The 24,772-nt window shown below is 73.6% G+C and carries 21 protein-coding genes; 8 read left to right on the top strand and 13 right to left on the bottom strand.

The genetic code is table 11. The annotated features are described in order from the left end of the window. Positions 1 to 29: 29 nt before the first annotated feature. On the top strand, positions 30 to 1,235 hold the full coding sequence (locus LEP48_RS14575; protein WP_225566339.1) for a beta-ketoacyl-[acyl-carrier-protein] synthase family protein: 1,206 nt from the start codon (positions 30 to 32) through the stop codon (positions 1,233 to 1,235). Positions 1,236 to 1,321: 86 nt separating this feature from the next. On the opposite strand, the gene LEP48_RS14570 is transcribed toward LEP48_RS14575, so the two are convergent. The 7 genes from LEP48_RS14570 to LEP48_RS14540 form a co-directional block, all read right to left on the bottom strand. Further along, positions 1,322 to 5,263, bottom strand: a complete 3,942-nt coding sequence (locus tag LEP48_RS14570; RefSeq protein WP_225566338.1) for a LamG-like jellyroll fold domain-containing protein — start codon at positions 5,261 to 5,263, stop codon at positions 1,322 to 1,324. A 179-nt stretch (positions 5,264 to 5,442) separates the two neighbouring features. Then, complete coding sequence (locus LEP48_RS14565) at positions 5,443 to 7,524, bottom strand: glycoside hydrolase family 31 protein (protein ID WP_225566337.1); 2,082 nt, start codon at positions 7,522 to 7,524, stop codon at positions 5,443 to 5,445. Then, positions 7,521 to 9,539: a glycoside hydrolase family 127 protein gene (locus LEP48_RS14560; RefSeq protein ID WP_225566336.1), complete on the bottom strand. Its 2,019-nt coding sequence runs from the start codon at positions 9,537 to 9,539 to the stop codon at positions 7,521 to 7,523. Before LEP48_RS14560 ends, LEP48_RS14565 begins: the two co-directional genes overlap by 4 nt. Before the next feature lie 12 nt (positions 9,540 to 9,551). Beyond that, positions 9,552 to 10,370, bottom strand: a complete 819-nt coding sequence (locus tag LEP48_RS14555) for a carbohydrate ABC transporter permease (RefSeq protein WP_225566335.1) — start codon at positions 10,368 to 10,370, stop codon at positions 9,552 to 9,554. After that, positions 10,367 to 11,371 carry a carbohydrate ABC transporter permease gene (locus LEP48_RS14550; protein WP_225566334.1) on the bottom strand — a complete coding sequence of 335 codons (1,005 nt, stop codon included), beginning with the start codon at positions 11,369 to 11,371 and terminating at the stop codon, positions 10,367 to 10,369. Before LEP48_RS14550 ends, LEP48_RS14555 begins: the two co-directional genes overlap by 4 nt. A 14-nt stretch (positions 11,372 to 11,385) precedes the next feature. Continuing rightward, positions 11,386 to 12,669, bottom strand: coding sequence for a sugar ABC transporter substrate-binding protein (locus tag LEP48_RS14545; protein ID WP_225566333.1), 1,284 nt, complete (start codon positions 12,667 to 12,669; stop codon positions 11,386 to 11,388). Positions 12,670 to 12,834: 165 nt separating this feature from the next. After that, on the bottom strand, positions 12,835 to 13,857 hold the full coding sequence (locus LEP48_RS14540) for a LacI family DNA-binding transcriptional regulator (RefSeq protein ID WP_225566332.1): 1,023 nt from the start codon (positions 13,855 to 13,857) through the stop codon (positions 12,835 to 12,837). Between the two features lie 234 nt (positions 13,858 to 14,091). Here LEP48_RS14540 and LEP48_RS14535 point away from each other — a divergent pair, with 234 nt between their 5' ends. Continuing rightward, the gene (locus LEP48_RS14535; RefSeq protein ID WP_225566331.1) at positions 14,092 to 14,820 is read left to right on the top strand and encodes an MBL fold metallo-hydrolase; all 729 of its coding nucleotides are present in this window, start codon (positions 14,092 to 14,094) and stop codon (positions 14,818 to 14,820) included. A gap of 55 nt (positions 14,821 to 14,875) precedes the next feature. Here the strand turns inward: LEP48_RS14535 and LEP48_RS14530 are convergent, their stop codons facing one another. After that, entirely contained in the window at positions 14,876 to 15,211 is a 336-nt protein-coding gene (locus LEP48_RS14530) for a YnfA family protein (protein ID WP_225566330.1), read from the bottom strand. A 126-nt stretch (positions 15,212 to 15,337) separates the two neighbouring features. Between LEP48_RS14530 and LEP48_RS14525 the strand changes: the two genes are divergently transcribed. Both LEP48_RS14525 and LEP48_RS14520 read left to right on the top strand, forming a co-directional pair. Beyond that, a complete protein-coding gene (locus LEP48_RS14525) occupies positions 15,338 to 15,952 on the top strand; it encodes a DNA-3-methyladenine glycosylase I (RefSeq protein ID WP_225566329.1) in 615 nt (204 codons plus the stop codon). Positions 15,953 to 15,997: 45 nt separating this feature from the next. Then, positions 15,998 to 17,065: an App1 family protein gene (locus tag LEP48_RS14520; protein WP_225566328.1), complete on the top strand. Its 1,068-nt coding sequence runs from the start codon at positions 15,998 to 16,000 to the stop codon at positions 17,063 to 17,065. Positions 17,066 to 17,102: 37 nt separating this feature from the next. On the opposite strand, the gene LEP48_RS14515 is transcribed toward LEP48_RS14520, so the two are convergent. Continuing rightward, on the bottom strand, positions 17,103 to 17,810 hold the full coding sequence (locus tag LEP48_RS14515; RefSeq protein ID WP_225566327.1) for a response regulator: 708 nt from the start codon (positions 17,808 to 17,810) through the stop codon (positions 17,103 to 17,105). Positions 17,811 to 17,934: 124 nt separating this feature from the next. On the opposite strand from LEP48_RS14515, the gene LEP48_RS14510 reads away from it, so the two are divergent. Together LEP48_RS14510 and LEP48_RS14505 are read left to right on the top strand one after the other, a co-directional pair. Further along, entirely contained in the window at positions 17,935 to 18,534 is a 600-nt protein-coding gene (locus tag LEP48_RS14510; protein ID WP_225566326.1) for an ArsR/SmtB family transcription factor, read from the top strand. Then, positions 18,531 to 19,877, top strand: a complete 1,347-nt coding sequence (locus LEP48_RS14505) for an MFS transporter (protein ID WP_225566325.1) — start codon at positions 18,531 to 18,533, stop codon at positions 19,875 to 19,877. Before LEP48_RS14510 ends, LEP48_RS14505 begins: the two co-directional genes overlap by 4 nt. Before the next feature lie 7 nt (positions 19,878 to 19,884). Here LEP48_RS14505 and LEP48_RS14500 read toward each other — a convergent pair whose 3' ends face one another. The 4 genes from LEP48_RS14500 to LEP48_RS14485 form a co-directional block, all read right to left on the bottom strand. Continuing rightward, the gene (locus tag LEP48_RS14500) at positions 19,885 to 21,105 is read right to left on the bottom strand and encodes a sensor histidine kinase (protein ID WP_225566324.1); all 1,221 of its coding nucleotides are present in this window, start codon (positions 21,103 to 21,105) and stop codon (positions 19,885 to 19,887) included. 139 nt (positions 21,106 to 21,244) lie between these two features. After that, positions 21,245 to 21,940, bottom strand: a complete 696-nt coding sequence (locus tag LEP48_RS14495) for a ubiquinone/menaquinone biosynthesis methyltransferase (RefSeq protein ID WP_225566322.1) — start codon at positions 21,938 to 21,940, stop codon at positions 21,245 to 21,247. Continuing rightward, positions 21,937 to 22,584 (bottom strand): lysophospholipid acyltransferase family protein, encoded by a 648-nt coding sequence (locus LEP48_RS14490; protein ID WP_225566321.1) that lies wholly within the window; start codon positions 22,582 to 22,584, stop codon positions 21,937 to 21,939. Before LEP48_RS14490 ends, LEP48_RS14495 begins: the two co-directional genes overlap by 4 nt. Positions 22,585 to 22,643: 59 nt before the next feature. Further along, the gene (locus tag LEP48_RS14485; protein WP_225566320.1) at positions 22,644 to 23,909 is read right to left on the bottom strand and encodes a PIN domain-containing protein; all 1,266 of its coding nucleotides are present in this window, start codon (positions 23,907 to 23,909) and stop codon (positions 22,644 to 22,646) included. Positions 23,910 to 24,131: 222 nt separating this feature from the next. Here LEP48_RS14485 and LEP48_RS14480 point away from each other — a divergent pair, with 222 nt between their 5' ends. After that, positions 24,132 to 24,452 (top strand): hypothetical protein, encoded by a 321-nt coding sequence (locus LEP48_RS14480; protein ID WP_225566319.1) that lies wholly within the window; start codon positions 24,132 to 24,134, stop codon positions 24,450 to 24,452. Further along, on the top strand, positions 24,449 to 24,772 hold a 324-nt coding region (locus LEP48_RS14475), incomplete at its 3' end, for a hypothetical protein (RefSeq protein ID WP_225566318.1). The genes LEP48_RS14480 and LEP48_RS14475, both read left to right, overlap by 4 nt.

The raw sequence follows: 24,772 nt of genomic DNA, 5'->3' as shown, positions 1-24,772 counted from the left end.
GGCGGGACCGGATCGGGGAAGGTGCGAACGTGCGACGAACGGTGATCACCGGGGTCGGGGCCGTCACGCCCGTGGGGCTGACGGCCGAGCAGTCGTGGGCCGGTCTGGTGGCCGGGACCAACGCCGTGACACCCCTCGCCGACGCGTGGGCGCAGGAGCTTCCCGTGCGGATCGCGGCCAGGGTCGACGACGCCTTCGCCGACGCTCTCTCCGTGCGCGAGTTGCGCAGGCTCGACCGCGGCGAGCAGCTCGCCGTCGCCGCCGGCCGGGAGGCGTGGGCGTCCGCGGGGGCACCGGAGGTGGAGCCGGAGCGCCTGGGTGTGGTGGTGGGGACGGCGAACGGCGGGTTCGGCACCACCCTCGCGCAGCACGTGCGGCTCCAGACGGGCGGGCACCGCCAGGTCAGCCCGCACGCGGTGACGATGGTCATGTGCAACGGGCCGGCCGCCTGGGTGTCGATCGACCTCGGCGCCAAGGCGGGCGCCCGTGCGCCCGTGAGCGCCTGCGCCGCCGGCACGGAGGCCATCCTCACGGCCCGCTCGATGATCCGGGCCGGGGAGGCCGACGTCGTCGTGTGCGGCGGCACCGAGGCGACGATCGTCGACCTGTGCATCTCGGCGTTCGCCCGCGCCCGCGCGATGTCGACCCGCAACGACGAGCCCGGGCGCGCGTCACGTCCGTTCGACGCCGGCCGCGACGGCTTCGTCATGGGCGAGGGCGCCGTCCTGTTCGTCCTCGAGGCCGAGGAGCACGCCAGGGCACGCGGCGCGACCGTCCTGGGCGCCGTCGACGGCGCCGTCCTGACCTCGGACGCGCACGACATCGTGGGCGGCGAGCCGACCAACCAGGCTCGCACCATCGAGCTCGCGATCCGCGACGCCGGGCTCGAGCCCGCCGACGTCGGGCTGGTGCACGCGCACGCCACGTCCACCCCGTCGGGCGACCTCAACGAGGCCCGGGCCCTGCGCTCGGTGTTCGGGGACCCGCCGCCGGTGACCGCGACCAAGGCCTCCACGGGTCACCTGCTCGGCGCGTCCGGGGCGCTGGGCGCCCTCGCGGCGCTGTTCGCGATGCGCGACGGCGTCGTGCCCCCCACGCTCAACCTCGACGAGCAGGACCCGGAGGTCGGCCTGGACGTCGTGACGGCGTCCAGGGGGACGTCGGCCCGGCACGCGCTCGTGGACGCCTTCGGGTTCGGCGGCCACAGCTCCGCGCTGGTGCTGTCCCGGAGCTGAGCCGCCGCACACCGAACGCGCGAGCGTCTCTGTGCGTCCCTCATCAGACCTCGATGCGGGACGCACAGAGACGCTCGCGGGCGGGGTCAGCCGGTCGGCTCCCACGGACCGGACGGCGAACCACCAGGCTCCTGGTTGCGCGTCCACCACTGAGCCTCGTACCGAGCGCCGTCGTGCTCGACGACGTCACCGGCGGTGAAGATCCGCGAGGACGTCCATACCGCCGTCCCGTCCTCGGTGGAGGCGATCTCCTGCCACGGGCCCCACGGCGAACCGCCCGGCTCCTGGTCCTTGGTCCACCACGACGCCTCGAACACCGAGCCGTCGAACGACACCCGGTCACCCGCGGTGTACCCGACCGACGCGTCCCACGCGTCGGGACCCGGTTCGGCGGACTCCGAGTGCACCAGCGGCGAGACGGTGATCCGGTCGACGACCGGTGCCCACTGCGACCGGAGCGGGAAGTCGGGCCAGACGTCGGACGCGTACGTCTCGCCGTCGAAGTTCGTCGCCTCCTCGGAGCGCAGGGTGATGGTGTTGGCACCCTCCTCGAGTTCGAGCACCACCGTCTTCTCCCACAGGTTGTTCTCGTGGAACGTGTGCGGGAAGAGCACGCCGCGCGGATCACCACCGTTCACCACGAAGTCCGCTCGCCGGGCGATCGGGTCGGGGTTGTAGTGCGACGCCGGTGACTGCTCGGGGTTGGAGTAGCGCAGCACCACGGCGTGCGGCCCGGCCTCGGCTGCCTCGACCTCGAAGGTCAGGGTGTTGCCGTTGCCCGGCTCGCCCCCGATGCCGGACACGGCCTGACCGCCCTCGGCCAGCGACAGGTCGACCACGGCGGCGCTGCCGGCCGTCGCGGCGTCCTCGGCCTGGTAGTCGGTCGCCGCGAGCGCCCCGGTGCCGTCGGCCACGGTGAGCCGGTCGAGCACGGCTCCCTCGGGTCCACCGGTGACGACCACCTTGTTGACGCCGCCCGCAAGGTGCACCGCGGCTTCGGTGGCCTGCGTCAGGTCGAGCACCTCGTGGCCGTTGACCGCCACCGTGCCGCTGCCGGCACCGAGGAGGTCCGCGGCGAGGGTCGCCTCGGCGTCCACGGCCCCGTACACCCAGAACGTGGCGGTCGCGCCTTCGGCGAGCTCCACGCCACCCGCACCGGAGACGTCGGCCGGGGCGACCCCGTCGGCCGCCTCGTAGGTGGTGCTGCCACCGTCGAGCACGGCGTGCTCGGCCTCGTAGACCGTGGTGGCGGCGTCAGGGTTCGGCCGGGACAGCGTGATGCGGTCGATGATCGCGTCACCCTGCGTGGCACCCGCCCCGTCGAGGCTCTGGGCTGCGAGCGAGATGGTGTGCGTGCCCTCGGTCAGCTCGACGGTGGTGTCTGCGTGGTCCCAGACCACCCACTTGTAGCCGAGCGGAAGGAAGATCTCCTGCTCGTCGGCACCGTCCACGCGCAGGAACACGTTGGTGGGCCCCTGCTCCTGCACGCGCTCGAACGTGTTCTCGCTGTTGGCGAAGACCGACAGGTCGTAGGTGCCGTCCTGCGGGACGGTCACCTCGAAGTCGAGGACGCCGTCGGAACCGGTGCGCAGGCCGCCCACGTCGTACCCACCCGAGGTGTAGAACTTCGAGACGTCAGACGGCGAGCCCTCGGGCCCGTTCTTCGAGTAGCCACCGCCGGTGTAGGCGGCGTCCTCCGCCTCGTAGCTGCCGTCCCACGTGGTGGGCGCGGCCACCGTGGTCTCGCCCACCCCGGCCGGGGTCATGACGATCTCGTACGCGGAGGACTCGTCGAGCAGCGGGAGGCCGTCCCCGTCGAAGTCGACGGCAACCGTGCCGCCCGTGACGTCCGCGACGGACTCGCTCACGAGCGCGGGAGCCGCGGAGTCACCGAGCTGACCGGTCCAGCCGATCTCCCGCACGGTGACGCGCACCTGGTCGCCGAACACGTCGCCCGGCACGTTCACCAGGTCGATCGGTGCGGCGCCGTCGGCCCCGCCGATGATGGTGCGCGCGACGGCGGCCTCCTCGTCCAGCGTCGCCACGCCCTGCAGGGTGTAGTTCTCCCCCGGGAACGGCGGCGTGACCTCGACGGTGTGCCCGCTCATCCGCGCGTACGCGTTGAAGAGCCACCACTGGCCGTTCCCCCGGTTGGACTGCACCGCGGAGTCCGACAGGTTGCCGTCGATGTTCCAGTAGGCGATGTCCGCGTCCACCTTGGAGTCCTCGATCGCCGAGACCCACTGGATCATCTGTCCCGGCACGGACGTGTGGTAGTTGAACGCGTACTCGTTGATGTTGAGCGGCAGCTCGGTGCCCTCGTGCTCGGTGCCCGCGAACACGTCGGCCTCCCAGCCGCGGTACCGCTCCACCGAGGTCCGGATGCTCTCGGGGTGGGACAGCTCGTGCCACGTGACGACGTCGGGCACGGTGCCGGCCTCGACCGTGTGCTCGAGGAAGCCCTTCACCTGGCTGAAGAGGACGCTGGTGTTGGGCCCGGCGATGCGCGCGTCGGGCATCCGGTCCTTGATCAGGGCGTAGACCCGGTCCCAGGCCGCGAAGTAGTCGGTCGGGTCGTCGAGCCAGCTCGTCCCGTCGTAGCTCCACTCCCCCGTGCCGAACATGTTGCCCTCGGGCTCGTTGAACGGCACGAAGACGATGTTGTCCCGGTGCTCCTCGGGAAGCTCCAGCACCTGGTCCACCTGCGTGGCGATCTTGTCGACGAACCCGTCCAGCTTTGCCGCGGGGGTGTCACCGGGCCACTGGTACGGGAATCCGCGGTGGATGTCCGTCATGTAGATGTACGTGTCGCCGTCCGTGGCGTCGGCGAGCGGACCGACCACCTCGAGCGCGTCCGCGCCGGGGTGCTGGGGACCGTCCTGCGCCTTGGTCGACACGGTCCGCACCCCCATGCCCTCGAGCAGGTTGTCGCTGGGCAGGCCGTCGCCGTAGAGGCCGTACAGGGTGCCTGACGCCCCGCCGTGGAACTCGCCGGTGTCGGTGCCGAGGTCGACCTGCAGGCCTCCGCGGTGCACGGTGACGGTCGCGGTGACCGGCGTGCCCGCCGCATCGCCGGCCACCGTGAAGGTGCCGGTCTGTGCGTACTGCGCCGGGTCGACGGCGTCCCACACGACGGGGACGTCACGGTCGTAGCCGTCGGAGTACGACGCGCGCACCGCCGCCGGCAGCTTCGGCTCGGCGGCGACGACGGTCCGCACGTCGAAGGAGTCCTCGGTGAGTCCCTCGAGCGTGGGCACCTCTCCGACCAGCTCGGCGACCTGGTCGGCGCCGAGCGCGGCCCGGAAGACCTGGAAGTCGTCGACCGCGCCGTCGAACAGGGGGTCGGGATAGAACGAGCGGCCGATGTACCCGGCCGACGTCGCCGCGTCGGTCAGCAGGTCCCCCGCGCCCATCGGGGTGGGAGCGGCGGCGACGGCCACCCCGTCGAGGTAGGTCGTCACGGTCCCGGCGGCGGTGTCGAGCGTGGTGGTCAGCGTAACCCAGTCGCCCGCCTCGAGAGCGCCGTACCCGGTCACCTTGGCCTCGCCACCGCCGCCGCTCGTGGTGGCGGCCGTGCGCAGGTCGCCCTCGCCGTCGGACGGCGTCGTGAAGAGGTACCGGGTGTTGTCGGTGCCGAGGTCGAACACGCGCTGCCAGGCGCCGCCCTGCCCGTCCCAGCGGACGCGGGCGGAGACGGTGAGGTCGGTGGCGCCGTCGATCGCCTGCCGCGGGACGGTGACGTATCCCCCGTCGGTGCCGCCCGCGAGGTCGAGGGCGAGGTCGTCGGAGGTGGCCCCCTCGACGACGTCTGTGGTCCCGGAGATCGTCCCGTCGTGCCCGTTTCCGGAGGCGTCCGGCACCGTACCGTCGGTGACGTCGTCCATCGTGTAGTGCAGGTCGGGCGCCGGGACCTCGGCGGCCGCGGCCGGGAGCGCCGTGGCTCCCGACCCGGCGGCGAGCGCCAGGACGGCGGACAGCGCGACGGTGGTCCGTCGTGGTCTGCCCCATGAAGGTGTCGTGCTCATCATCGAGTGCCTTCCTTCTGGTCGTGCGTCCGCGCCGTGCTGCGCACGCTCGGACGTCGTCGTTCGAGCCCGCCCCGAGGGCGGTGGCTTCCTGCCTCCCTTCATGCCGAACCGGTTCGATTGCGGCGGGCCGTCGTCCCGCGATGCCACGCCGGGCACGCGCGCCTGCCCCCCGACCCGGGTCAGGCCGGGCCCGCGGTCCGTCCCACGAGTCGCGTGAGCGCCCCGTCACGGAGGAACACGGGGACGACGTCGAGCGGCGCGTCAGCGCGGACCGTGGTGCCGCCGTCGTGCACCTCGCCGGTCGCGGCGTCGGTCCACGTGGCACCGGCGGGCAGGTAGACGTCCCGCTCCCGGGCCCCGGCCTCCAGCACCGGCGCCACCAGGACGTCCGGCCCGAGCAGGAACTGGTCGTCGACGTCCCAGGCCGACGGGTCCCCGGGGAACGCGTAGAAGAGGCCGCGCATCGCGGGGGTGCCGTCCTCGTGCGCGGCGCGCATCACCTCGCGGACGTACGGGCGCAGCTCTTCGCGCAGGTGCACGTAGCGCTCCAGCACGCGGTACACCTCGTCGCCGAAGCTCCACAGCTCGTTCGGCCCGCCCGACCGCAGCCGCCGCGTGCCGTCGGCCGCGGTGACCTCCTCGTACGGCAGCCGGTCGCCGTGCAGGCGCATCACCGGGCAGAACGCCCCGAACTGGAACCAGCGCACGAGCAGCTCCCGGAATCCCGGGTCCGCCACGTCGCCCTGGTGGAACCCGCCGATGTCCGTCGTGAACCACGGGATGCCGGCCACGCCCATGTGGATGCCCGCGGTGACCTGCCGGGCGAGGTCCTCCCAGGTGGAGGAGATGTCCCCGGACCACACGAGGGCCCCGTAGCGCTGGCTGCCTGCCCACGCGCACCGCAGCAGGTTGACCACGTCGGTCTCGCCGTCGGCCCGCTGGCCGTCCGCGAACGCCCGCGCGAAGAGCTGCGGGTACACGTTGCCGACCTGGAGGTTGGAGCCCAGGTGCGTGCGGAAGGCGTCGTAGTCGTAGGCGCCGTACTCCGGCTCGGCCTCGTCCAGCCAGAAGGTGCGGATCCCGTGCTCGCCGTAGCTTCGCCGGCAGGTCTCCCACAGCCAGGCCCGCGCCTCGGGGTTCGTGACGTCGAGGAACACGCTCGGCCCCTCGAAGGACATCTGGACGTCGAGGCCACGCTCGGCGCGCACCAGGAGGTTGTTCTGGCGCAGGAACGCGAAGTTCTCCGAGGACAGCGCCACCTGCGGCCACACCGACACCATGAGCTCGACGCCCAGCTCGGCGAGCTCGGCGATCATCGCGGCCGGGTCCGGCCAGAACTCCTCGTCGAACCGGAAGTCGCCCATGTGCGGCCAGTGGAAGAAGTCCGCGACGATCACGTCCAGCGGCAGCCCGCGGCGGTGGTGCTCGCGCGCCACCCCGAGCAGCTGCTCCTGGTTCCAGTACCGCAGCTTGCACTGCCAGAACCCGAGCCCCCGCTCGGGCATCATCGGGGCGTGGCCGGTCGCGTCGGCATAGTTCCGGGAGATCGCGGCCGGGGTGGCTGCGGCCGTCACCCAGTAGTCGAGCTGTCGCGTGGACTCCGCGTGCCACTCGGTTCGGTTGCGGGCGAACGTCGCCCGCCCGATCGCCGGGTCGTGCCAGAGGAACCCGTAGCCCGCGCTGGAGACCACGAACGGCACGGACGCCTGCGAGTTGCGGTGCGCCAGCTCGAACGTCGAGCCCTTGAGGTCGAGCACGTGCTGCTGGTACTGCCCCATGCCGGCGAGCCGCTCGTCCGGGTCGGCCTCGAACGCCACCGTCAGCTCGTGGCCGTCACCCCCGGCGCGCGGCCGGAAGTGCCGGGCCCGCAGGTCGAGCGACCCGCCCCGGCCCAGCTCGCGGAACAGCAGCCGGCCCGCGGCGTCGTAGAACGCCAGGTCGCACCGGAACACCTCGTACCCGACCGGCTCGTGGAACCACGACGACGCCGTCAGCTCGACCCGGAGCCCGCCGTTGACGAGGGTGGCGCCGTCGGTGCGCACCTCGACCCGGACGTCGGCGTGGGCGGCCGGGTCGGGCGGCAGCAGGGCCCAGTCGGTGTCGGCGACGTCGCCCATGACGGTGGCGCGGACTCGGACCGAGTCCCGCCCCCAGGGTTCGACGACGAGGACCTCGCCGCCGCCGCGCCAGACGAGGCGAGTCCCGTCGGCCCGCACGGGGCCCGGCACGGACCGGTCGGTCGCGTCGGTCGGTGTGGTCACGGTGTCTCCTTCGACAGGTTCTGGACGGGCGGGGCCGGCGACGCGATCGGCACGAGCACGCGCATGGCCGACGGGCCGCGCTCGGCCCACCGGTGGTACGGCACGAGCGGGAGCTCCAGCTCGGCCGGGGCACCGTCGTCGTCCCTCCACGGGGCGGACGGCGGACCGGACGCGAAGGGCGGCGCTCCCGTGCCGTCGTCGGGCAACGGGATGCGGCGTGCGCGGACGAGCGCACCGTCACCGTGCGGCCGCACCCCCGCGGCGGGGTCGACGCGGACCTCGTCCAGCGCGACGCCGGCCGGCAGGTCCACCGACTCCAGGCAGAGCACGAGCGGCCCGCGCTCCACGGCGACCGTGCCGCGCGCGGCGTCGACGCGCGGGTCGGGCCAGGACAGGCGCGGCTCGACGGGCAGGTCGAGCACGACGGCGTCGCCCGCCGCGAGCGCCCCCGGCACCTCGGCCCAGCCCGGGGGCACCGGACGGGCCGTCGGGCCGCCCGACGGCGTGGCGAGCGTCGCGCCGCCCGCCCAGCCCGGGACGCGCACGCGCAGCGTCACGGGGCGGTCAGGGACCTCGAGCACCGTGACCCGCACGGTGCCGGCCGTGGGATAGGTCGTGTCGACCCGCAGGGCCAGCTCGCCGGCACCCACCGCGACGCGCACGTCCCCGCTCGCGTACTGGGCGAGCGTGACGGTCGCAGCACCGTCGGTGTCGTCGACGAAGGCCGCGTAGGTGTGCCACGAGGCGAGCGTCCGCGCCACGTTGGTGGGGCAGCAGGACACGTCGAACCACGGCGCCCGCGCCCCACCCTCGGCGCGCGGGTTCACCTCGTCGGGCCGCACGTCCGCGCCGGGCTCACGCTGCTGCAGGGGGTTGGCGTAGAAGAACGCCCGTCCGTCGGCCCGCGGCGAGGTCGCGACCACGTTGTACAGGGTGCGCTCGATGAGGTCGGCGTACCGGACGTCGCCCGTGGCGAGCAGCAGCCGCCACGACACCATGACGGAGGCCACGCCCGCGCACGTCTCGCAGTACGCGCGGTCCGGCGGCAGCTCCCAGTCGTCGCCGAAGCCCTCGTCCTGGTGCCGCGAACCCATGCCGCCCGTGACGTAGGTGCGCCGCTCCACCGACCGCGTCCACTGCCGCTCGACGGCGTCGAGCAGCACGTCGTCGCCGGTGTCCACCGCGACGTCCACGGCCCCGGCGGCCAGGTAGAGCGCCCGCACGGCGTGGCCGCGCCACACGTCCGCGTCACGCACCGGCACGTCGTCCTGGAAGTAGGCGGGGCTGAGCAGCGCGATCGGCGCCAGCGTGCCGTGCCCCCGGCGCTCGACGAACAGCCGCGCCTGCTCGGTGTACCGCGGCTCGCCGAGGGCGCGGCCGAGCTCTGCCAGCGCCACCTCGATCTCCGGGTGCCCGCAGATCCCGGCCCCCGGGCGCAGGCCTTCGTCGCGCGCAGCACCGAACTCGGCGCAGACCTGGTCGGCCGCGCGCCGCGCGACGTCGACCAGCCGGTCGTCGGGGCCGGACGTGCGCGCCCGCGCCACCGCCGCCTGCAGGAGGTGCCCGGTGCAGTACAGCTCGTGCCCGGCGGGCAGGTCCGTGTACCGGCCGGGCTGCCCGGGTCCGCCGAAGCAGGTGTTGAGGTAGCCGTCGTCGTCCTGCGCCGCGGCGACGCGGTCGACGACCGCGGAGAACATCTTCTCGACGTCCGGGTCTCCCGTGCGGCCGAGCTCCCAGGCGAGCGCCTCGAGCAGCTTGTAGACCTCGGAGTCGGAGAACTGCCAGCCCGGACGGTCGGGGCCGGTGGTGCCGGCGGCGGTCCTGTCGAAGTTGGCGAGCCAACCGAGTCGCTCCATCCAGTCCAGGCAGTGCCGGAACGTGGCGCGGGCGTTGGTCTCCTGCAGCGCGCCCCAGAAGCCGCCGTCGAGCACGAGCTCGCCGACGCCGAGCCCACGACGGGGCCCGGGGGGGACGACGGGGCGCGCCGTCGGGGAGGGGGAGGGGGTCTGGTTCACGAGCGTCCTTCGTCAGTCCTTGACGGCACCCGCAGTGACGCCCGCGGCCACGTGGCGCTGCGCGACGACGAGCAGGACCGCCGCGGGCACGGACGCGACGACGGCCGTGGCCATGATCGCGTTCCACTGCGTGGTGTTGTTGCCGATGTAGTTGTAGATGCCGAGCGTGATCGGGACGAGGTCGCCGTTGCGGTTGAGCGTGGAGGCGAAGATGAAGTCCGACCACGCCCACAGGAACGCGAACAGCGAGACGGTGAGCGCCGAGTTCCGGCTCACGGGCAGCACCACCGACCAGAACGTCCGCCACGCTCCGGCGCCGTCGACGCGGGCAGCCTGGAGCAGCTCGCGCGGGATGCCGGACATGAACGCGGTGAAGAGCAGCACGCCGAACGGCACCGCGATCGTGGAGTCGGCCACGATGAGCCCGCCCACCGTGTTGAGCAGCCCGAGGCTGTTGTAGACGGCGTAGAAGCCCATCGCCATGACGACCGCCGGGACCATCTGAGCCACGAGCAGCAGGAAGTTCAACGTGCGTCCGCCGCGCAGGTTCAGCAGCGCCAGGGCATACCCCGCAGGGGCCGCGATGACCAGCGTGAGGACCACGCAGCCGAACCCGACGAGCAGGCTGGTGCCGAGCGCCGGGAGCTGCTGGCCGAACACCGCCTGGTACCCCTCGAACGTGGGCTCCCACGGGAACCAGTGCGGCGGGTCCGAGCGCAGGTCGCTCGTCTGCGTGAGGGAGACGTTCACCAGCCAGTAGACGGGGAACAGCATGAGCGCGGTGAGGACGACGCCGAGCACGGTCTTCCAGAGCGGGCGGCGGGCGGTCATGACGCCTCCTGTCGGCGCTGGAGCTGCAGGTGCAGGAACCCGAAGACCAGGGCGATGAGGATGAGGATGTTGCCCACGGCCGCGGCCGGGGAGAAGTCGGGCTGGCCGGTGCCGAACGCCTCGCGGTACGACCAGATGGCGAACGTCGTCGAGGCGTCGCCCGGGCCACCCGTCGTCATGATCCAGATGACGTCCACGACCTTGAGCGTGTAGATGAGGCCCAGCAGGAGCGTGATGAGCGAGACCGGCCGCAGCAGCGGGAACGTGATGCTCCAGAACTGCCGCCACGGGCCGGCGCCGTCCAGCGACGAGGCCTCGTACACCTCGCCGGGGATGTTCTGCAGCCCGGAGTAGAGGATGACCAGGTTGAACGGGATGCCGAGCCAGATGTTGGCGATCGTCACCGAAAGCAGCGCCGTGTCCGGCGAGGTCAGCCAGTTGATCTGCTCGAGACCGAACGCGCCGAGCACGGAGTTCACGATGCCGTTGTCGCTGTTGAGCATCCACGACCAGGTGGACGCCGAGACGATGAGCGGCAGCAGCCACGGCACCAGGAACATCGCACGCAGCGTGCTCGACAGCCGGAAGCCCGACCGGAAGAACACGGCGAGCGCGAGCCCGGCGGCGAACTGGAAGACGATCGAGACGAACGTGAACAGCACCGTGTTCACCAGCGCCGTCGGGAACGTCGAGGAGCTGAACACCTCCGCGTAGTTCTCGAACCCGACGAACTCGGCGTTGCCCTGGACGAACGCGCGGATCGTGTAGTCGTGCACCGACAGGTCGATGTTGCGCCACAGCGGGTACGCGTAGAAGACGACGAGGTACACCAGGAGCGGAGCGGCGAACCCGACGGCCGCCCACTGGCTCGCGCTCGGTCCGCGGTGGCGCCGCCTCGCGGGCGCCGCGGGCGCGGCGGGCGCGGCGGGCACGGTGCCCGCCGCGCCCCGGGGACCGGGGTGCGTGCCGCGCGTCCCGACGGTGGCCGGGGTGCTGGTCATGTCACGTCCTTCGATCAGTGGGTGCCGGACTCCGCGTCGGCCTGCGCCGTCGCGAGCGCGTCGGCCGGGGACGCCGCCCCGGACAGCGCGTTCTGCACCGCCGTCCACAGGGCCTCCGAGATGACCGGGTAGTCCGTGCCGAGCCCGTCGCTGGTGCGGCCCTTGGCGCTGTTCACGGCCTCGACCCACGGCTCGAGCTCGGGCGACTCCTCGAGGAGCGCCGTCTGGCCGTCCTGGGTCGGCGGGATGTAGTACGCGAACGTGTTCGCCGTCTCGACGAAGCCCTCGGGCGTCGTCATGCACTCGACGATCGCGCGCGTGGTCTCGTAACGGTCCGTGTCCTCCTGGACGGGAGCGACGATGAACTCGCCACCTGTCGGGGCGGGTGCCACGCCGCCGTCCTTGCCCGGGAGCTGGACGATGCCGGTCTCGAAGCCCGCGTCGGCCGCGCTGTTGACCTGCCACGTGCCGTTCTCGACGAACCCGAAGTCCCCGGTGAGGAACTCCTCCCACGTGGTGTTCTGCGAGTTGTTGATGACCGAGTTGGGGGCGTACCCCTTGTCGAGCCAGCCCGTCCACAGCTCCAGGGCCTCGACCGCCTCGGGCGAGTCGAGGTCGGTGAGGTCCGCGCCCGCTCCCCAGAACCAGGGCAGGAACTGGAACGAGCCCTCCTCGGTGCCGATGCCGGCGAAGGTGATGCCCTTGTGGCCCGCTTCGGTGACCTTCTTCAGCGCGGCGGTCAGGGAGTCCCAGTCGCCGATCGACTCCGGGTCGACGCCCGCGTCGGCGAGCACCTCGGCGTTGTAGTAGAGCGAGAGCGTGTTCGCGCCGATCGGGATGCCGTACGCCGCGCCGTCCACGACGCCCGCGTCGAGCAGGTTCTGGTCGATCGCGGAGGTGTCGAGACCGAACTCCTCGACCGTCGTGAGCATGCCGGTGTCGGCGAGCGTGGAGACGGCGGGGTTGTCCAGCAGGATGACGTCCGGGGACGCGCCCTCCTGCGCGGCGAGCAGCGCCTGGTTGGTCAGAGCGGTGGTGTCGTAGGCGGTGCGCTCGATGGTGACGCCCGCCTCCTCGCCGCAAGCCTGCACGCGGCCGGCCCAGTCGGACGACGCGTCGTGCTGCGGGTACGGGTCCCACCAGGTGTAGGTGTCGTCGCTGCCCCCGGACGCGCCCGGACCGCCGGCGCCGCCGCCGGACGAGCAGGCGCCCAGCACGCCGACGCCCACCAGGGCGAGGGCGGCCGCGGCCGCGAGGGTGGTGGGCTTGCGCCGGGGGTGTCGCACGGTGTGCTGCATGGCGGTTCCTCCTTGAACGTTGGCCGACGTCGTCGACGGCTGGGTCTGCTGCGGTGGTGCTGCGGATCGGTGGGTGCTGCGGGTCGGTGGTGCCGGCGATCGCGATTGGCGAACCGGTTCGACGATGGGCCGACGGCAACGCCGCAAGGTGTGTGCGGGTTGCCCTCAGCCCTCTCGCGGGGCCGCCGTGCTGCCCCGGTCGACGAGCTCGGGCGAGACGAACCGGACGACGTGCGGCTCGTCGGGCCCCGCCTGCCCCTCGATACGGCGCACGAGCTCGCGCACGGCCATCCGGCCGAGGCGGTCCGGGGCGCTCTCGATCGAGGAGTAGGGCAGGGAGAACGTGCGGGCGAACTCGTCCGAGTAGCGCCCCACGACGGACAGGTCCGCGGGCGCCGTCAGCCCGCGCGCGTGCAGGACGGTGGGCAGGGCGGCGGCCGCGGCCTCGTTGTTGACGAGCAGTCCGGTGGCCTGCGGGTGGGCGTCGAGCAGCGCACCGAGCTCGCGCGCGACGTCGGGCTGACTCGACGAGGCGAAGGTGGCGTGCAGGGAGATGCCGCGCACGCGGGCGGCCTCGATCGCGGCGTTCTGCAGCCGCCACACGTAGGCGCCCCCGCGCTCGACGACGTGCTCGGGCTGCGAGACCAGCACGAGCTCGCGGTGACCGAGCCGGTGCAGGTGGTCCACCATCAGCCGGCCCGCGTCCTCGAAGTCGAGGTCGAAGACGTCGACGCCGGTGCAGTCGGCGGGCAGGCCCACGAGGGCGCCGGGCTGCGGCGCGGCACGGAGGATCGGGAGGCGGTCGTCGTGCTCCGCGACGTTGAGCAGCACGATGCCGTCGACCATCCGCGAGTCGGTCATGCGCCGCAGCGCGTTGCGACCGTCGGCCTCCGTCGACAGCAGGATGTCGTAGCCCAGCTCCCGCGCGGTGTCGGAGACGCCGAGCATGTACTGCAGCATCGCGGGCGCGAACTCGTCCTCGAGGAACTGTGCGAGCAGGCCGATGACCATCGTCTGAGAGGTGGCGAGCGCCCGGGCTCCGGCGTTCGGGGTGTAGCCGAGCTCGCGGACGGCGTCCTCGACCCGGCGCCGCACGGCGGCGGAGATGGCGCGCTTGCCCGACAGCGCGTATGACGCGGTGCTGCGCGACACGCCCGCGACCCGGGCGACGTCCCCGATGGTGGCCACTACGCCTCCTGCTCGATCGTCGGTGCACATCGTTGCGAACCGGTTCGACACTAGCGGACGTAGAACGGGTCGCACAAGGCCCCGTTTCTCCCGGCGTTCCGGCCATCGGCTCGTGTCTTCATCGAACCGATTCGTTCCACGCCTCCGCCGAGCACCACCGACCGGCGCCACGGCGCGGATGGCGGCCTTCCCGTCGGGCGGCCGGACGAAGATCGGTCACGGCATGATCGAGTCGTGACGACCACCCCCGCACCGAGAGGAACCACCGTGCCGCCCACCGAGAAGCCGGTACCCGAGACGGGCTCGCTCGAGCTCACCTGCTGGGGCCACGCCGGCCTGCGCCTCGAACGCGAGGGCACACGGCTCGTGATCGACCCGGGGCCGTTCACCGACCCGGCGATCCTCGACGGCGCCGCAGCGGTGCTCGTCACCCACGAGCACCCGGACCACGTGACGCCCGAGCGGCTCGCGACGGTCGTCGCCGGTGACGACGGACCCGCGGTGTGGGCACCGGCCCCGGTGGTCGCCGCGCTGGTCGCCGCGGGCGCTCCGGCCGAGCGGGTGCACGCCGTCGCCGCGGGGCACGAGCTCGAGGCCGCGGGGTTCGCGGTCCGGACGGTGGGCGGCGCGCACGCCGTCATCCATCCCGACATCCCGGTGCTGGAGAACGTCGGCTACCTCGTCGAGGGCTCGGTGCTGCACCCGGGCGACGCCTTCCCCGGCCTGCCCGACGGCGTACGACCCCAGGTGCTGGCGCTGCCGGTCAGCGCGCCGTGGCTCCGGCTCTCCGACGCCGTGGACTATGTCCGCCAGGTGTCGCCCGGCCTCGTGGTGCCGATCCACGACGCCCTGCTGTCCGACGTCGGCAAACGAGTGTTCGACCGGATCACGACGGGTCTCGTCGGCACGGTCGGGTACCGCCGGCTGGCACCGGGCGAGCCGCTGACGGTCCCGGCCCGCTGACGGTCCCGGCCGGTCCCGGCCCCCTGACGTTCCCGGCCCGCTGACGTCGTGGCGGTCACGAGGTGCGCGGGGCGTACATGATGATGGCGACGCCGCCCAGGCACACGAGGGCGCCGAGCACGTCCCACCGGTCTGGCCGGAAGCCGTCCACGACCATGCCCCACAGCAGGGAGCCGGCCACGAACACGCCGCCGTAGGCCGCGAGGATGCGGCCGAAGCTCGCGTCCGGCTGCAGGGTGGCGACGGCGCCGTACAGGCCGAGCGCGATCACCCCCGCGCCCACCCAGAGCCAGCCGCGGTGCTCGCGCAACCCTTGCCACACGAGCCACGCGCCGCCGATCTCGAGCAGGGCGGCGGCACCGAACAGGAGCAGCGAGCGCAGCACGGTCATGGGCAGATCCTCCCAGCCCCGGCCGGGCGGCCCGCGGTGGCGCCACCCGCGGGCGCCGTCCTGCCGGCCGCTGCCGCCTGTGGACGAGCGAGCTCGCGTGTCGGTCCTGTGCGTCAGGCTGGGTGCATGACCGATCCCTCCGCTCCCCCGGCCGCCCGCTGCTTCGGCGACGGCGACCCGCTCTACTCCGCGTACCACGACGACGAGTGGGGCGTACCCGTGCACGGCGAGGCGGAGCTGCTGGAACGGATCGCGCTGGAGGGCTTCCAGTCCGGGCTCTCCTGGATCACCGTCCTGCGCAAGCGGCCCGCGTTCCGGGAGGTCTTCGAGGGGTTCGACCCCGAGCGGGTGGCGGCGTTCACCGAGGACGACGTCCAGCGGCTGCTCGGCGACGCCCGCATCATCCGCAACCGGCAGAAGATCGAGGCCACCATCGGCAACGCCCGCGCCGTGCTCGCGCTGCACGACGCGGGCCGCACGCTCGACGAGCTGTTCTGGTCGTTCGCGCCCGCGGCGCGGGCGGGACGGGTCGCGACGTGGACGGACGTGCCGGCGTGGACTCCGGAGTCGAAGGCGATGGCCAAGGCCCTCAAGGCCGAGGGGTTCCGCTTCTTCGGCCCGACGACGGCCTACGCCGCCATGCAGGCGTGCGGCCTCGTGGACGACCACCTCACGACGTGCCCGGCCGTCGCCGCGCAGGCCGGTGCCGGCCTGGGCCGGGCGGCTGCCGGCCGGTCGTGACGCGCCGGACCGGTACGAACGAGCGGGAGCAGAGAGAATCGGGGCATGTCTGACCCGAACGGCACCGTCCTGCGGCACGCGTCCGAGCGACCCACCCAGCGGCCCCACCTGGCGGCGGTGGTCGAGGACCGGTGGTGCCACGTCGCGGGGGCGCTCGCCCGTCGCCGCGGCTGGGTGCCCCGCGTCATCACGTACACCGGGTACGGCACCCCGCGTCGCGTCCGGGTGCTGGCACGGCTGCTGCTGGTGCCGCCGTCGCGGGCGGACGGGCCCCGCGCGCCCGTGCGGGACGGCGACCGCCGCGGGCTGTGGAGCTACCTGACCCTCCCCGCCCCCCGTGAGGCGGTGCGCATCGCCGTGGGCGGCGCGGTGGTGGACGTCGAGACCGATCGGGCCGGGTACGTGGACGTCGAGGTCTCGCTGCCCGACGACGCGCCCCTGCCGCCGGGCCGGCACGACGCGACGTTCACGACGACCGGCACGACCACCGGCACGACCGTCACGGCGGCGGTGCTGGTCGTCGGGGACGACGCCACCTTCGGCGTGGTGAGCGACATCGACGACACGACGATGATCACCGGCGTCCCGCGTCCGCTGGTGGCGGCGTGGAACACGTTCGCCCTGCGGGCGCGCGCGCGACGTCCGGTGCCCGGGATGTCGGCGCTGTACCAGCGGCTCGCGGCGGATCACCCGGGGGCCCCGTTCGTCTATCTCTCCAACGGCGCGTGGAACACGGCGGAGACGCTGGCCGGGTTCCTCGACCGGCACGGCTTCGTGGCGGGCCCGATGCTGCTGACCGACTGGGGGCCGACGCAGTCCGGCTGGTTCCGCAGCGGCGCCCAGTACAAGAGCGACAGCCTCGACCGGCTGATGCGCACGTATCCCGAGGTCCGCTGGCTGCTCGTGGGCGACGCCGGGCAGCAGGACGAGGACGTGTACGTGCGTGCGGCGGACCGGTGGCCCGGTCGTGTCGTCGCGATCGCCATCCGGCAGGTGGGGCGCGCCCGCCCCGCGGGCCGGCGCGACGACCGGCCCGTGCCCGACGCCCCGCTGGTGCACGGCGCCGACGGCGCGGAACTGGGTGCCCGGCTCGCCGACGTGCTGCGTCCCTGATCCTCCGCGCACGCGGGAGGACGGCCGCGGTGCGGCCCTACCGGGGTGAGGCGGTCCCGCCTCGCACCGGCACGAACCCGGACTCGTACGCGCGCACCACGGCCTGGGTGCGGTCGCGCACGCCGAGCTTGGCCAGCACGTTCCCGACGTGCGTGCGGACCGTCTCGACGCCCAGGTAGAGCCGTGCGGCGATCTCCGCGTTGGACAGGCCCGCGGCGACGAGCCGCAGCACCTCGCCCTCGCGCTCGGTCAGCCGGGCACCGCGCAGGCCGTCGCCGCCGTCCGTGGCGCCCGCGCTCGCGACCAGGCGCCTGACGGCGTCCGGGAAGAGCAACGAGTCGCCGCGGGCGACGACGCGCACCGCCTGGGCGACCTCCTCGGGCCGCGCCCGCTTGAGCAGGAACCCCTGGGCGCCCGCGTGCAGGGCGTCGAGCACGTGGTCGTCGTTCTCGAACGTCGTCAGCACGAGCACGCGGGGCGCCGGGGCGCCGGGCCGGTCACCGGCGACGACGGCCCGGGTCGCCGCGATGCCGTCCACGCGTGGCATCCGCACGTCCATGAGGACCACGTCGGGCCGGGACTCGGCGACGAGCGCGGGCACGCCGGTGCCGTCGTCCGCCTCGGCGACGACGACGAGGTCCGGCTCCGCGTCGAGGATGACGCGGAGGCCGGCACGCACCAGCGGCTCGTCGTCGACGAGCGCGATACGGGTCGGCGCACGGTCGCTGCTGCTCGGGAGGGTCACCCGGTCGATCCTGCCGTACCCGCCACCGTCGGTGCGCGGACGGCGCGCGGACCGTCGGGCCGGAGCCCGCGTCATTCCACAAGAACTCTTGTACAACGCTTCTTGTGGGTCTATGGTCGAACGCATGGCCCCCGACGAAGACCCGACCCCGTCGCCCGCACCCGCCGTCCGCACCCTCACCGAGGCGAAGGCGCTCGCCGCCCTGGCGAACCCGTTCCGGGCGCGCGTCCTGGACGCGCTCAAGGTGGACGGACCCTCGACCACCTCGGCGCTCGCCCGCCGCACCGGCCAGGCGGTCGGCAGCGCCAGCCACCACCTCAAGGTGCTGCACGAGGCCGGCCTCGTGGAGGACGCACCCGAGCTCGCGAAGGACCGCCGCGAGCGCGTCTGGCGCCTGGTCACCGCCGGTCTGCGCTGGTCGCGGCAGGAGTTCGCCGACGACCCCTCCGCGCTCGCCGCCGCGGAGGCCGCCGAGGCCCTGGACCTCCAGCGGCAGATGGAGCGCACCCGCGCGTGGCTGGCCAGCTCCGGGTCCGCGCCCGAGTGGGACGCGACCGCGTTCGCCACGCAGCACTGGATGCGCCTGTCCCCCGCGGAGCTCAGCCGGTTCGCAGAAGAGCTCCAGGAGCTCCTGGCGCGGTGGGGCCGCGACACCCGCCCCGACGACGACGTCGAGCGCGAACCCGTCCTGTTCTTCGCCCGCGCGTTCCCGGCGCAGCCATGAGCGCCGACCGCCTCCGCGCCGCCCCGCCCGACGCCGCGGTGCCCGCGACCACGACGCCCGACACCACGACGCCCGACACCACGATGCCCGACGCCGCGGCGGTGCGTCCGCTGGCGCGCAACCGGAACTTCACGCGCCTGTGGCTCGGGGAGGGTGTCAGTGTCCTCGGCAACGCGACGACGTCGGTGCTGCTCCCGCTCGTCGCCGTGCTCGAGCTGGAGGCGAGCGCGTTCGCCGTGGGCCTGCTCACCGCCGCCGCGTGGCTGCCGTGGCTGCTCGTCGGCCTGCCCGCCGGGGCATGGGTGGACCGCCTCCCCGCGCGCACCGTGATGATCGTGGCCGACGTCGCGGCGGCCGCCGGGATCGCGAGCGTGCCGGTCGCCGCCGCCCTCGACGTGCTCACCATGCCGCACCTGGTGGGCGCCGCCCTCGTCGCGGGCACCACCACGGTGTTCTTCCGCACCGCGTACGTCGTGTTCCTCCCCCAGGTGGTGCCGGCCGACCAGCTCGAGGGCGCTAACTCCCGCCTCATCGGCACCGAGTCCGCCATGCACATCGCCGGCCCGGGCGTGGGCGGGGCGATGGCCCAGGCGGTGGGCGCGGCGGGCGGGCTGGTGCTGGACGCCGTGAGCTTCCTGGTCTCCGCCGTGTGCCTGTGGCGCATCCGCCCGGAGCACGGCACCCGGCCCGCGGCCGAGCGCGCGGCCCCCGTCCCCCTGCGGGTGCGCATCCGCGAGGGCGTGGCGTTCGTGGCGTCCGACCGCTACCTGCGGTGGTTCGTCGTCGTCGGCGGGATCTCCAACTTCGGGCTCACCGGGTACGGCGCGCTGCTGGTCGTCTTCCTCGTGCGCGACGTCGGCCTCAGCCCCTCCACGCTCGGCGCGGCGCTCATGATCGGCAGCTGCGGCGGGCTGCTCGGCGCGACCCTGGCCACCCGGCTCAGCCGGCGCCTCGGCAGCGGCCGCGCGACCGTCGTCCTCATGGTCGCCGCCGGTCCGCCGACGCTCCTGGTCGGGCTCGGCTCCGCCGGGCCCGGGATCGCGTGGGTCGTCGCGGGCCAGTTCTTCGTCGGGCTCGCCGTCGTCGCGGGGAACGTGCTGCGGGCGTCCTGGAAGCAGCGCTACGTGCCGCTGGAGCTCATGGGACGGGTCTCGACCACGAGCCAGTTCGTCAACTTCGGCACCATGCCGTTGGCGGGCGTGGTGGCCGGGGCGCTCGGCGACGTCGTCGGGGTCCGCGAGACGATCTTCGTCATGGCGGCCGTGCACTGCCTCGCCAGCCTCAGCGTCCTGCGCAGCCCGCTGCGCGGGCTGCGCGAGCTGCCGGCGCCTCGCGGGGTCTGAGGGCGGCTCACCGCCCGAAGCGCGCCCGCACCACCCACACGCCGTCCTGCGGCCCGGTGACGAGCGTCCCGCCGAGCAGCCGCACCCGCTCGGACATGCCGAGCAGGCCGCGACCGCCTCCCGGGGTCGCGTCCCGCGCGACCCAGGGATTCGTCACCTCGACCTCGAGGACGCGCGTGCCGCCGCCGGCGACCCGCACCGTCACCGCACCCCCGGGCGCGTGCCGCATCGCGTTGGTGAGCGCCTCCTGCACCACGCGGTACGCCTCGTGCGAGACGGCCCTCGGCACGTCCTGGGTCCCGCCCCGCTGATCCGTCGTGAGCCGCACGTCCGCCCCCGCGTGCCGGGCGTCGGCGACGAGCCCGGGCAGGTCGGCGAGCGAGCGGGCCGGCGCCCGCTGCCCCCCGGGACCCTCCGCCGCGCCGCCGCGCAGCAGCCCGAGCACGTGGTCCAGGTCGGCCATCGCGGACCGCCCCGTCTCCTCCACCGCCGCGAGCGAGCGCCGCGCGGCGTCCGGGTCCGTGTCGAGCAGCCGGGCCGCGGCCGCTGCCTGGAGCGTCGTGACGGTCAGCGCGTGCCCCACCGAGTCGTGCAGCTCGCGGGCGAGGCGACCGCGCTGCGCGAGCCGGTCGGCCTGCGCCTCCAGCTCGGCGATCCGCGCCGTCTGGTCCGGACCGAGCAGCGGCACGGCGGCCTGCCTCAGCAGGTGCCGCGCCGCCGTCGTCGCGTACGGCAGCGCCAGGACCAGCAGCACGGCGACCGCCACCCACAGCGCCGGGTACCGCGTGATCGTGGGCACGACCTGCACCAGGAACGAGCGGTCCACCCCCACGGCGGACAGCACGAGCTGGGTGGCGAGGGGAACGGCCATGAGCAGCCCCAGGACGACGGCTGTCCCGAGGGCCAGGTGCAGCGCGAACCATGCGGCGCCCCGCCAGCGGGTCGCCGCCGTCGGCGGGCCGGCCGGGTCGGGCAGGTCACGCGCGTCGACGTCGAGGAAGGTGCGCGCCGCCGCGATCTGCAGCGCCCGCACCGGCGCGAGGAACGGTGGTGCGCCGACGAGGACGGCGGTCACCGCGGCCAGCACCACCACCGCCGCGCGCGGCGAGGACGGGGCCAGCAGCATCTGGCCGAACCCCACGGCCAGCACTCCGTAGGCCCCGGCCACCACGCCGCCGACCACGAGATAGATCCCCGCGCGCACCGTCGTCGCGCTGGTCAGCGGCATCAGCACACCGCGCAGGCGAGCGCGCCGTCCGCCCGCCGTCGTCCGCCCCACCATGCCCGCCAGTGTTCCGCGCACGGCGCGACGGCGCCTCCCCCACCCGGGGGAACCTGCCTCCGCCGCGAGGGGCGAGGGGTCGCGCCTACGGCTTGGTCGCGGTGACGATCATGTGCGTGCCGAGGAACCGGCGGACGAACGAGACCGAGACGAACCCCAGCCGGCGCAGGATCTCGGCGACCTGCTCGGGCGACATGAACCCGAGCGTGGACTCCTCGAGGTACGTGTACGACTTGCGGTCACGTGCGACGATCTGCCCGAGCAGCGGGATCACGACCTTCACCCCGAGCGCCACCGGCCACCGCAGCAGGCCGCGCGGCGGGCAGGTCTCCAGGATGACGAGCCGGCCGCCCGGCCGGAGCACCCGCAGCTGCTCGGCGAGCACCCGTTCGGCGTCCTCGACGTTGCGCAGCAGGTAGCCGTGCGTGACGGCGTCGAACGACGCGTCGTCGAACTCCAGGTCGTTCGCGTCCGCGAACTGCCAGGTCACGACCTCGGCGCCGGGCTTCTCCCGCGCACCGGCGAGCATCCCCTCGGAGAAGTCGACGCCGTAGACGGTGGCGCCCGGGTAACGCCGGGCCGCCTCGAGGGCGATGACGCCCGTGCCGGTCGCGATGTCGAGCAGCGAGCCGCCCGCGGGCAGCTGCGCCCGCTTCACGACGTCGCGGCACCACGCCGCGTGCCGCCCCAGGGTCATGAGGCGGTTCATCCGGTCGTAGTAGTCCGGGACGGTGTCGAAGAGGCGCTGGACGTCCTCACCCTTGGACGACGGCGACGTCATGCGGCAAGCTCCTGACCGCTCATCTTGTGGATGGACTCCATGACGTGGTTGGTCAGCTCACGGCGCACCTGCGCGGGGCGGGCGCCGTCCGTGATCTGCCGCGACGGGTCGATGGGGGCGCCGAAGTGCACCTGGACGCCGCGCACCGGTCGGGGCAGCCGCCTGCCGACGGGCTGCACCTTGTCCGTGCCGCGCAGCGCCACGGGGACGACGGGCGCCGAGCCCGCGAGGGCCAGCCACGCGACACCGGTGTGCCCGGCGTGCAGCTTGCCGTCGCGGGAGCGGGTGCCCTCGGGGTAGATCCCGAACGCACCACCGCGCTGCAGCACCGCCAGCGCGTCGTCGAGCGAGCGCTGGCCGGCGCGCGGGTCGTCCCGGTCGACGGGGATGTTGCCCATCGTGGTGAAGAACCAGCGGTAGACCCGGCCCTTGATCCCCCGCTGCGTCCAGTACTCCGCCTTGGCGATGAACGTGACGTGCCGCGGCACGACGAGCGGGATGATGATCGAGTCGATGAACGACAGGTGGTTGCTCGCCAGGATCACCGGGCCGCGGCGGGGGACGTTGTGCAGGCCCGTGACGCTCGGGCGCAGCAGCGCGTACACCAGGAGCGACAGGACGAGGCGCAGGAACCGGTAGGTCACCGCACCATTGTGCCCCCCGCCGGAAGCACCCCGGGCAGGCCCGCGGCCCGCCGCGCGGGTCACGCGACGGTGACGAGGTAGTCCTCGGCGGTGTCGTCCCAGGCCAGCTTCACGGCGTCCGCGGCCGCGGCGGCCTTGGCGAACTGCAGGAATCCGCGGTATCCCAGCGCCTTCTCCGAGAAGTCGGGCCGGCGCTTGCGCAGCTCGTTCTTCAGGCCGGAGAGCTGGGCCGTCCCGCCGTCGGAGGCCACCACGGTGCGCAGCAGGTCGAAGGCGTGCGCCGTGTCGGGCTGTGCGGGCAGGGCGACGACGGGGTCGCCGGCGGCGGGGCCCGCCGTCAGCACGACGAAGTCACGGTCCGCCAGGAAGCTCAGGAACTCCCCGAACGTGCGGAAGCCGTAGTCGGACTCGCTGAACGTGGGGTCCTTGCGCACGAGGGTCCGCTTGAGCATGGACGCGGTGATCGCGCCGCTGGTGGACGACTGCATGTCGGCGAGGGTCTGTGCGACCCGCACCTCCATGGTGGGCTCCTCGTGCGTCGTCACGTCGTCGTGCTCGTCGTCGACGGCGGACGACGACGTCGGCTCGACCTCGGGCTCGACGACGGGCTCCGGTTCGGCGGCCTTCTTGCGTCGACCGCGGGTCGACGACGCGGTCGACGAGGCGGCGGCCTCGGCGGGCGCGGGCACCGGGGCCGTCCCCTCCGTGGCAAGCGGCTCCGCGACCGCTGCCTCCTCGGCGGGCACCGCCGTCTTCCCGCGTCCGCGGCCGCCGGACCTCGCGGACGACCGGGACGGGCCGCCCCTGCCGGACCGCTTCGGGGCGGGGGCCTCCGACTCGTCGGGCACGTCGACGCCCTCGAGCCGGTCGTAGAAGAGGAACTCGTCACAGGCGGGCGGCAGCAGGCGCGACGTGGAGTTCTCGACGCCGACGCCGATGACCCGCTTGTCGAGCTCGCGCAGCTTGTGGACGAGCGGGGAGAAGTCCGAGTCGCCGGTGCACATGACGAACGTGGTGATGTACTCGCGCTCGAAGGCCATCTCGATCGCGTCGACGACCATCTTGATGTCGGCGGCGTTCTTGCGGGACGCACCCATGCGCTGCGGCATCTCGATGAGCTCGACCTGGTGGCGGGTCAGGGCGCGGCGGTCCTCGTCGAAGTACGACCAGTCCGCGTAGGCGCGGCGCACGACGACACGGCCGCGCACGGCCAGCGCGTCGGCGATCGGCTTGAAGTCGAACTGCATGCCGCCGAGGTGCTCGCGGGCGCCGAGCGCAAGGTTCTCGTAGTCGAGGAAGACGGCGAGGCGCTCTTCGGTATCCATCCGGCCAGGCTACGGCGTCGCACGAGGTCCGCGCGCCCGAGGCCTGCCGCCCGCGCTCTTCGTGCACCGGCCCGAGCCCAGCGGCCGCCGGTCCCCGGACCGTCTGACCGGGTCCCCCCCGTTCCGGCGGCCCGGTGACCAGGACTGATGGGCAGTTCTTCCCGTGGTGCGACACCGGTGCTCCTGGCTACTCTCGTTCCAGGCAGAGGAGAGTGAGGGCCGATGGCGGACCTGCGAGTGGACCTGGACGCGGTGACCGAGCTGGGGTCGAGCCTGACGAGGGTGGCGAACGAGTTCGAGAACGCGAACACCAAGAGCGACCGCATCGCGGAAGCGGTCGGGCACGAGGGGCTGGCGGGCGCGGTGCGGGACTTCGCGCACTCGTGGGACGACACCCGCGGGAAGATGACGGAGAACCTGCGCCTGCTCGCCGACGCGTCGACGCAGGTCGCGCAGGCGTTCACGGACATCGACTCCGATCTCGCGGACGGGATCAGTGGTGAGGGTGCCTCGCCCCCGGCCAGGCCCGGGGGGCCGGTGTGAGGCCGTCGGACTGGTCGCCGGTGGGGTTGGATGCGGATCCGACGCCGGGGGATCCGGTGCTGGTGCTTGCCGGGGGGCAGGACTATCTGGAGGTCGCGGAGTCGATCGATGGTGCGGCGGGGGCGATGTCGCGTCTGGATGTGGCGGGGTCGGTCTCCCTGGCGGTGGATGCGTTGATGGAGACCAAGGAGGACACGGTCTCCCAGATCCGGCGGGCGTATGCGCGGTATGAGGCCACCGGGAGCGCGTTGGTGGATTATGCGTCCGCGTTGGAGCGGGTGCAGGCCGAGACGTCGGGGGCGTTGGAGCGGGCGAGGGCG

It is taken from the genome of Isoptericola luteus, from assembly GCF_020297055.1.
In the GTDB taxonomy this organism is placed as follows: Bacteria; Actinomycetota; Actinomycetes; order Actinomycetales; family Cellulomonadaceae; genus Isoptericola; species Isoptericola luteus.
This window is presented reverse-complemented; position numbering and strand designations above follow the sequence as displayed.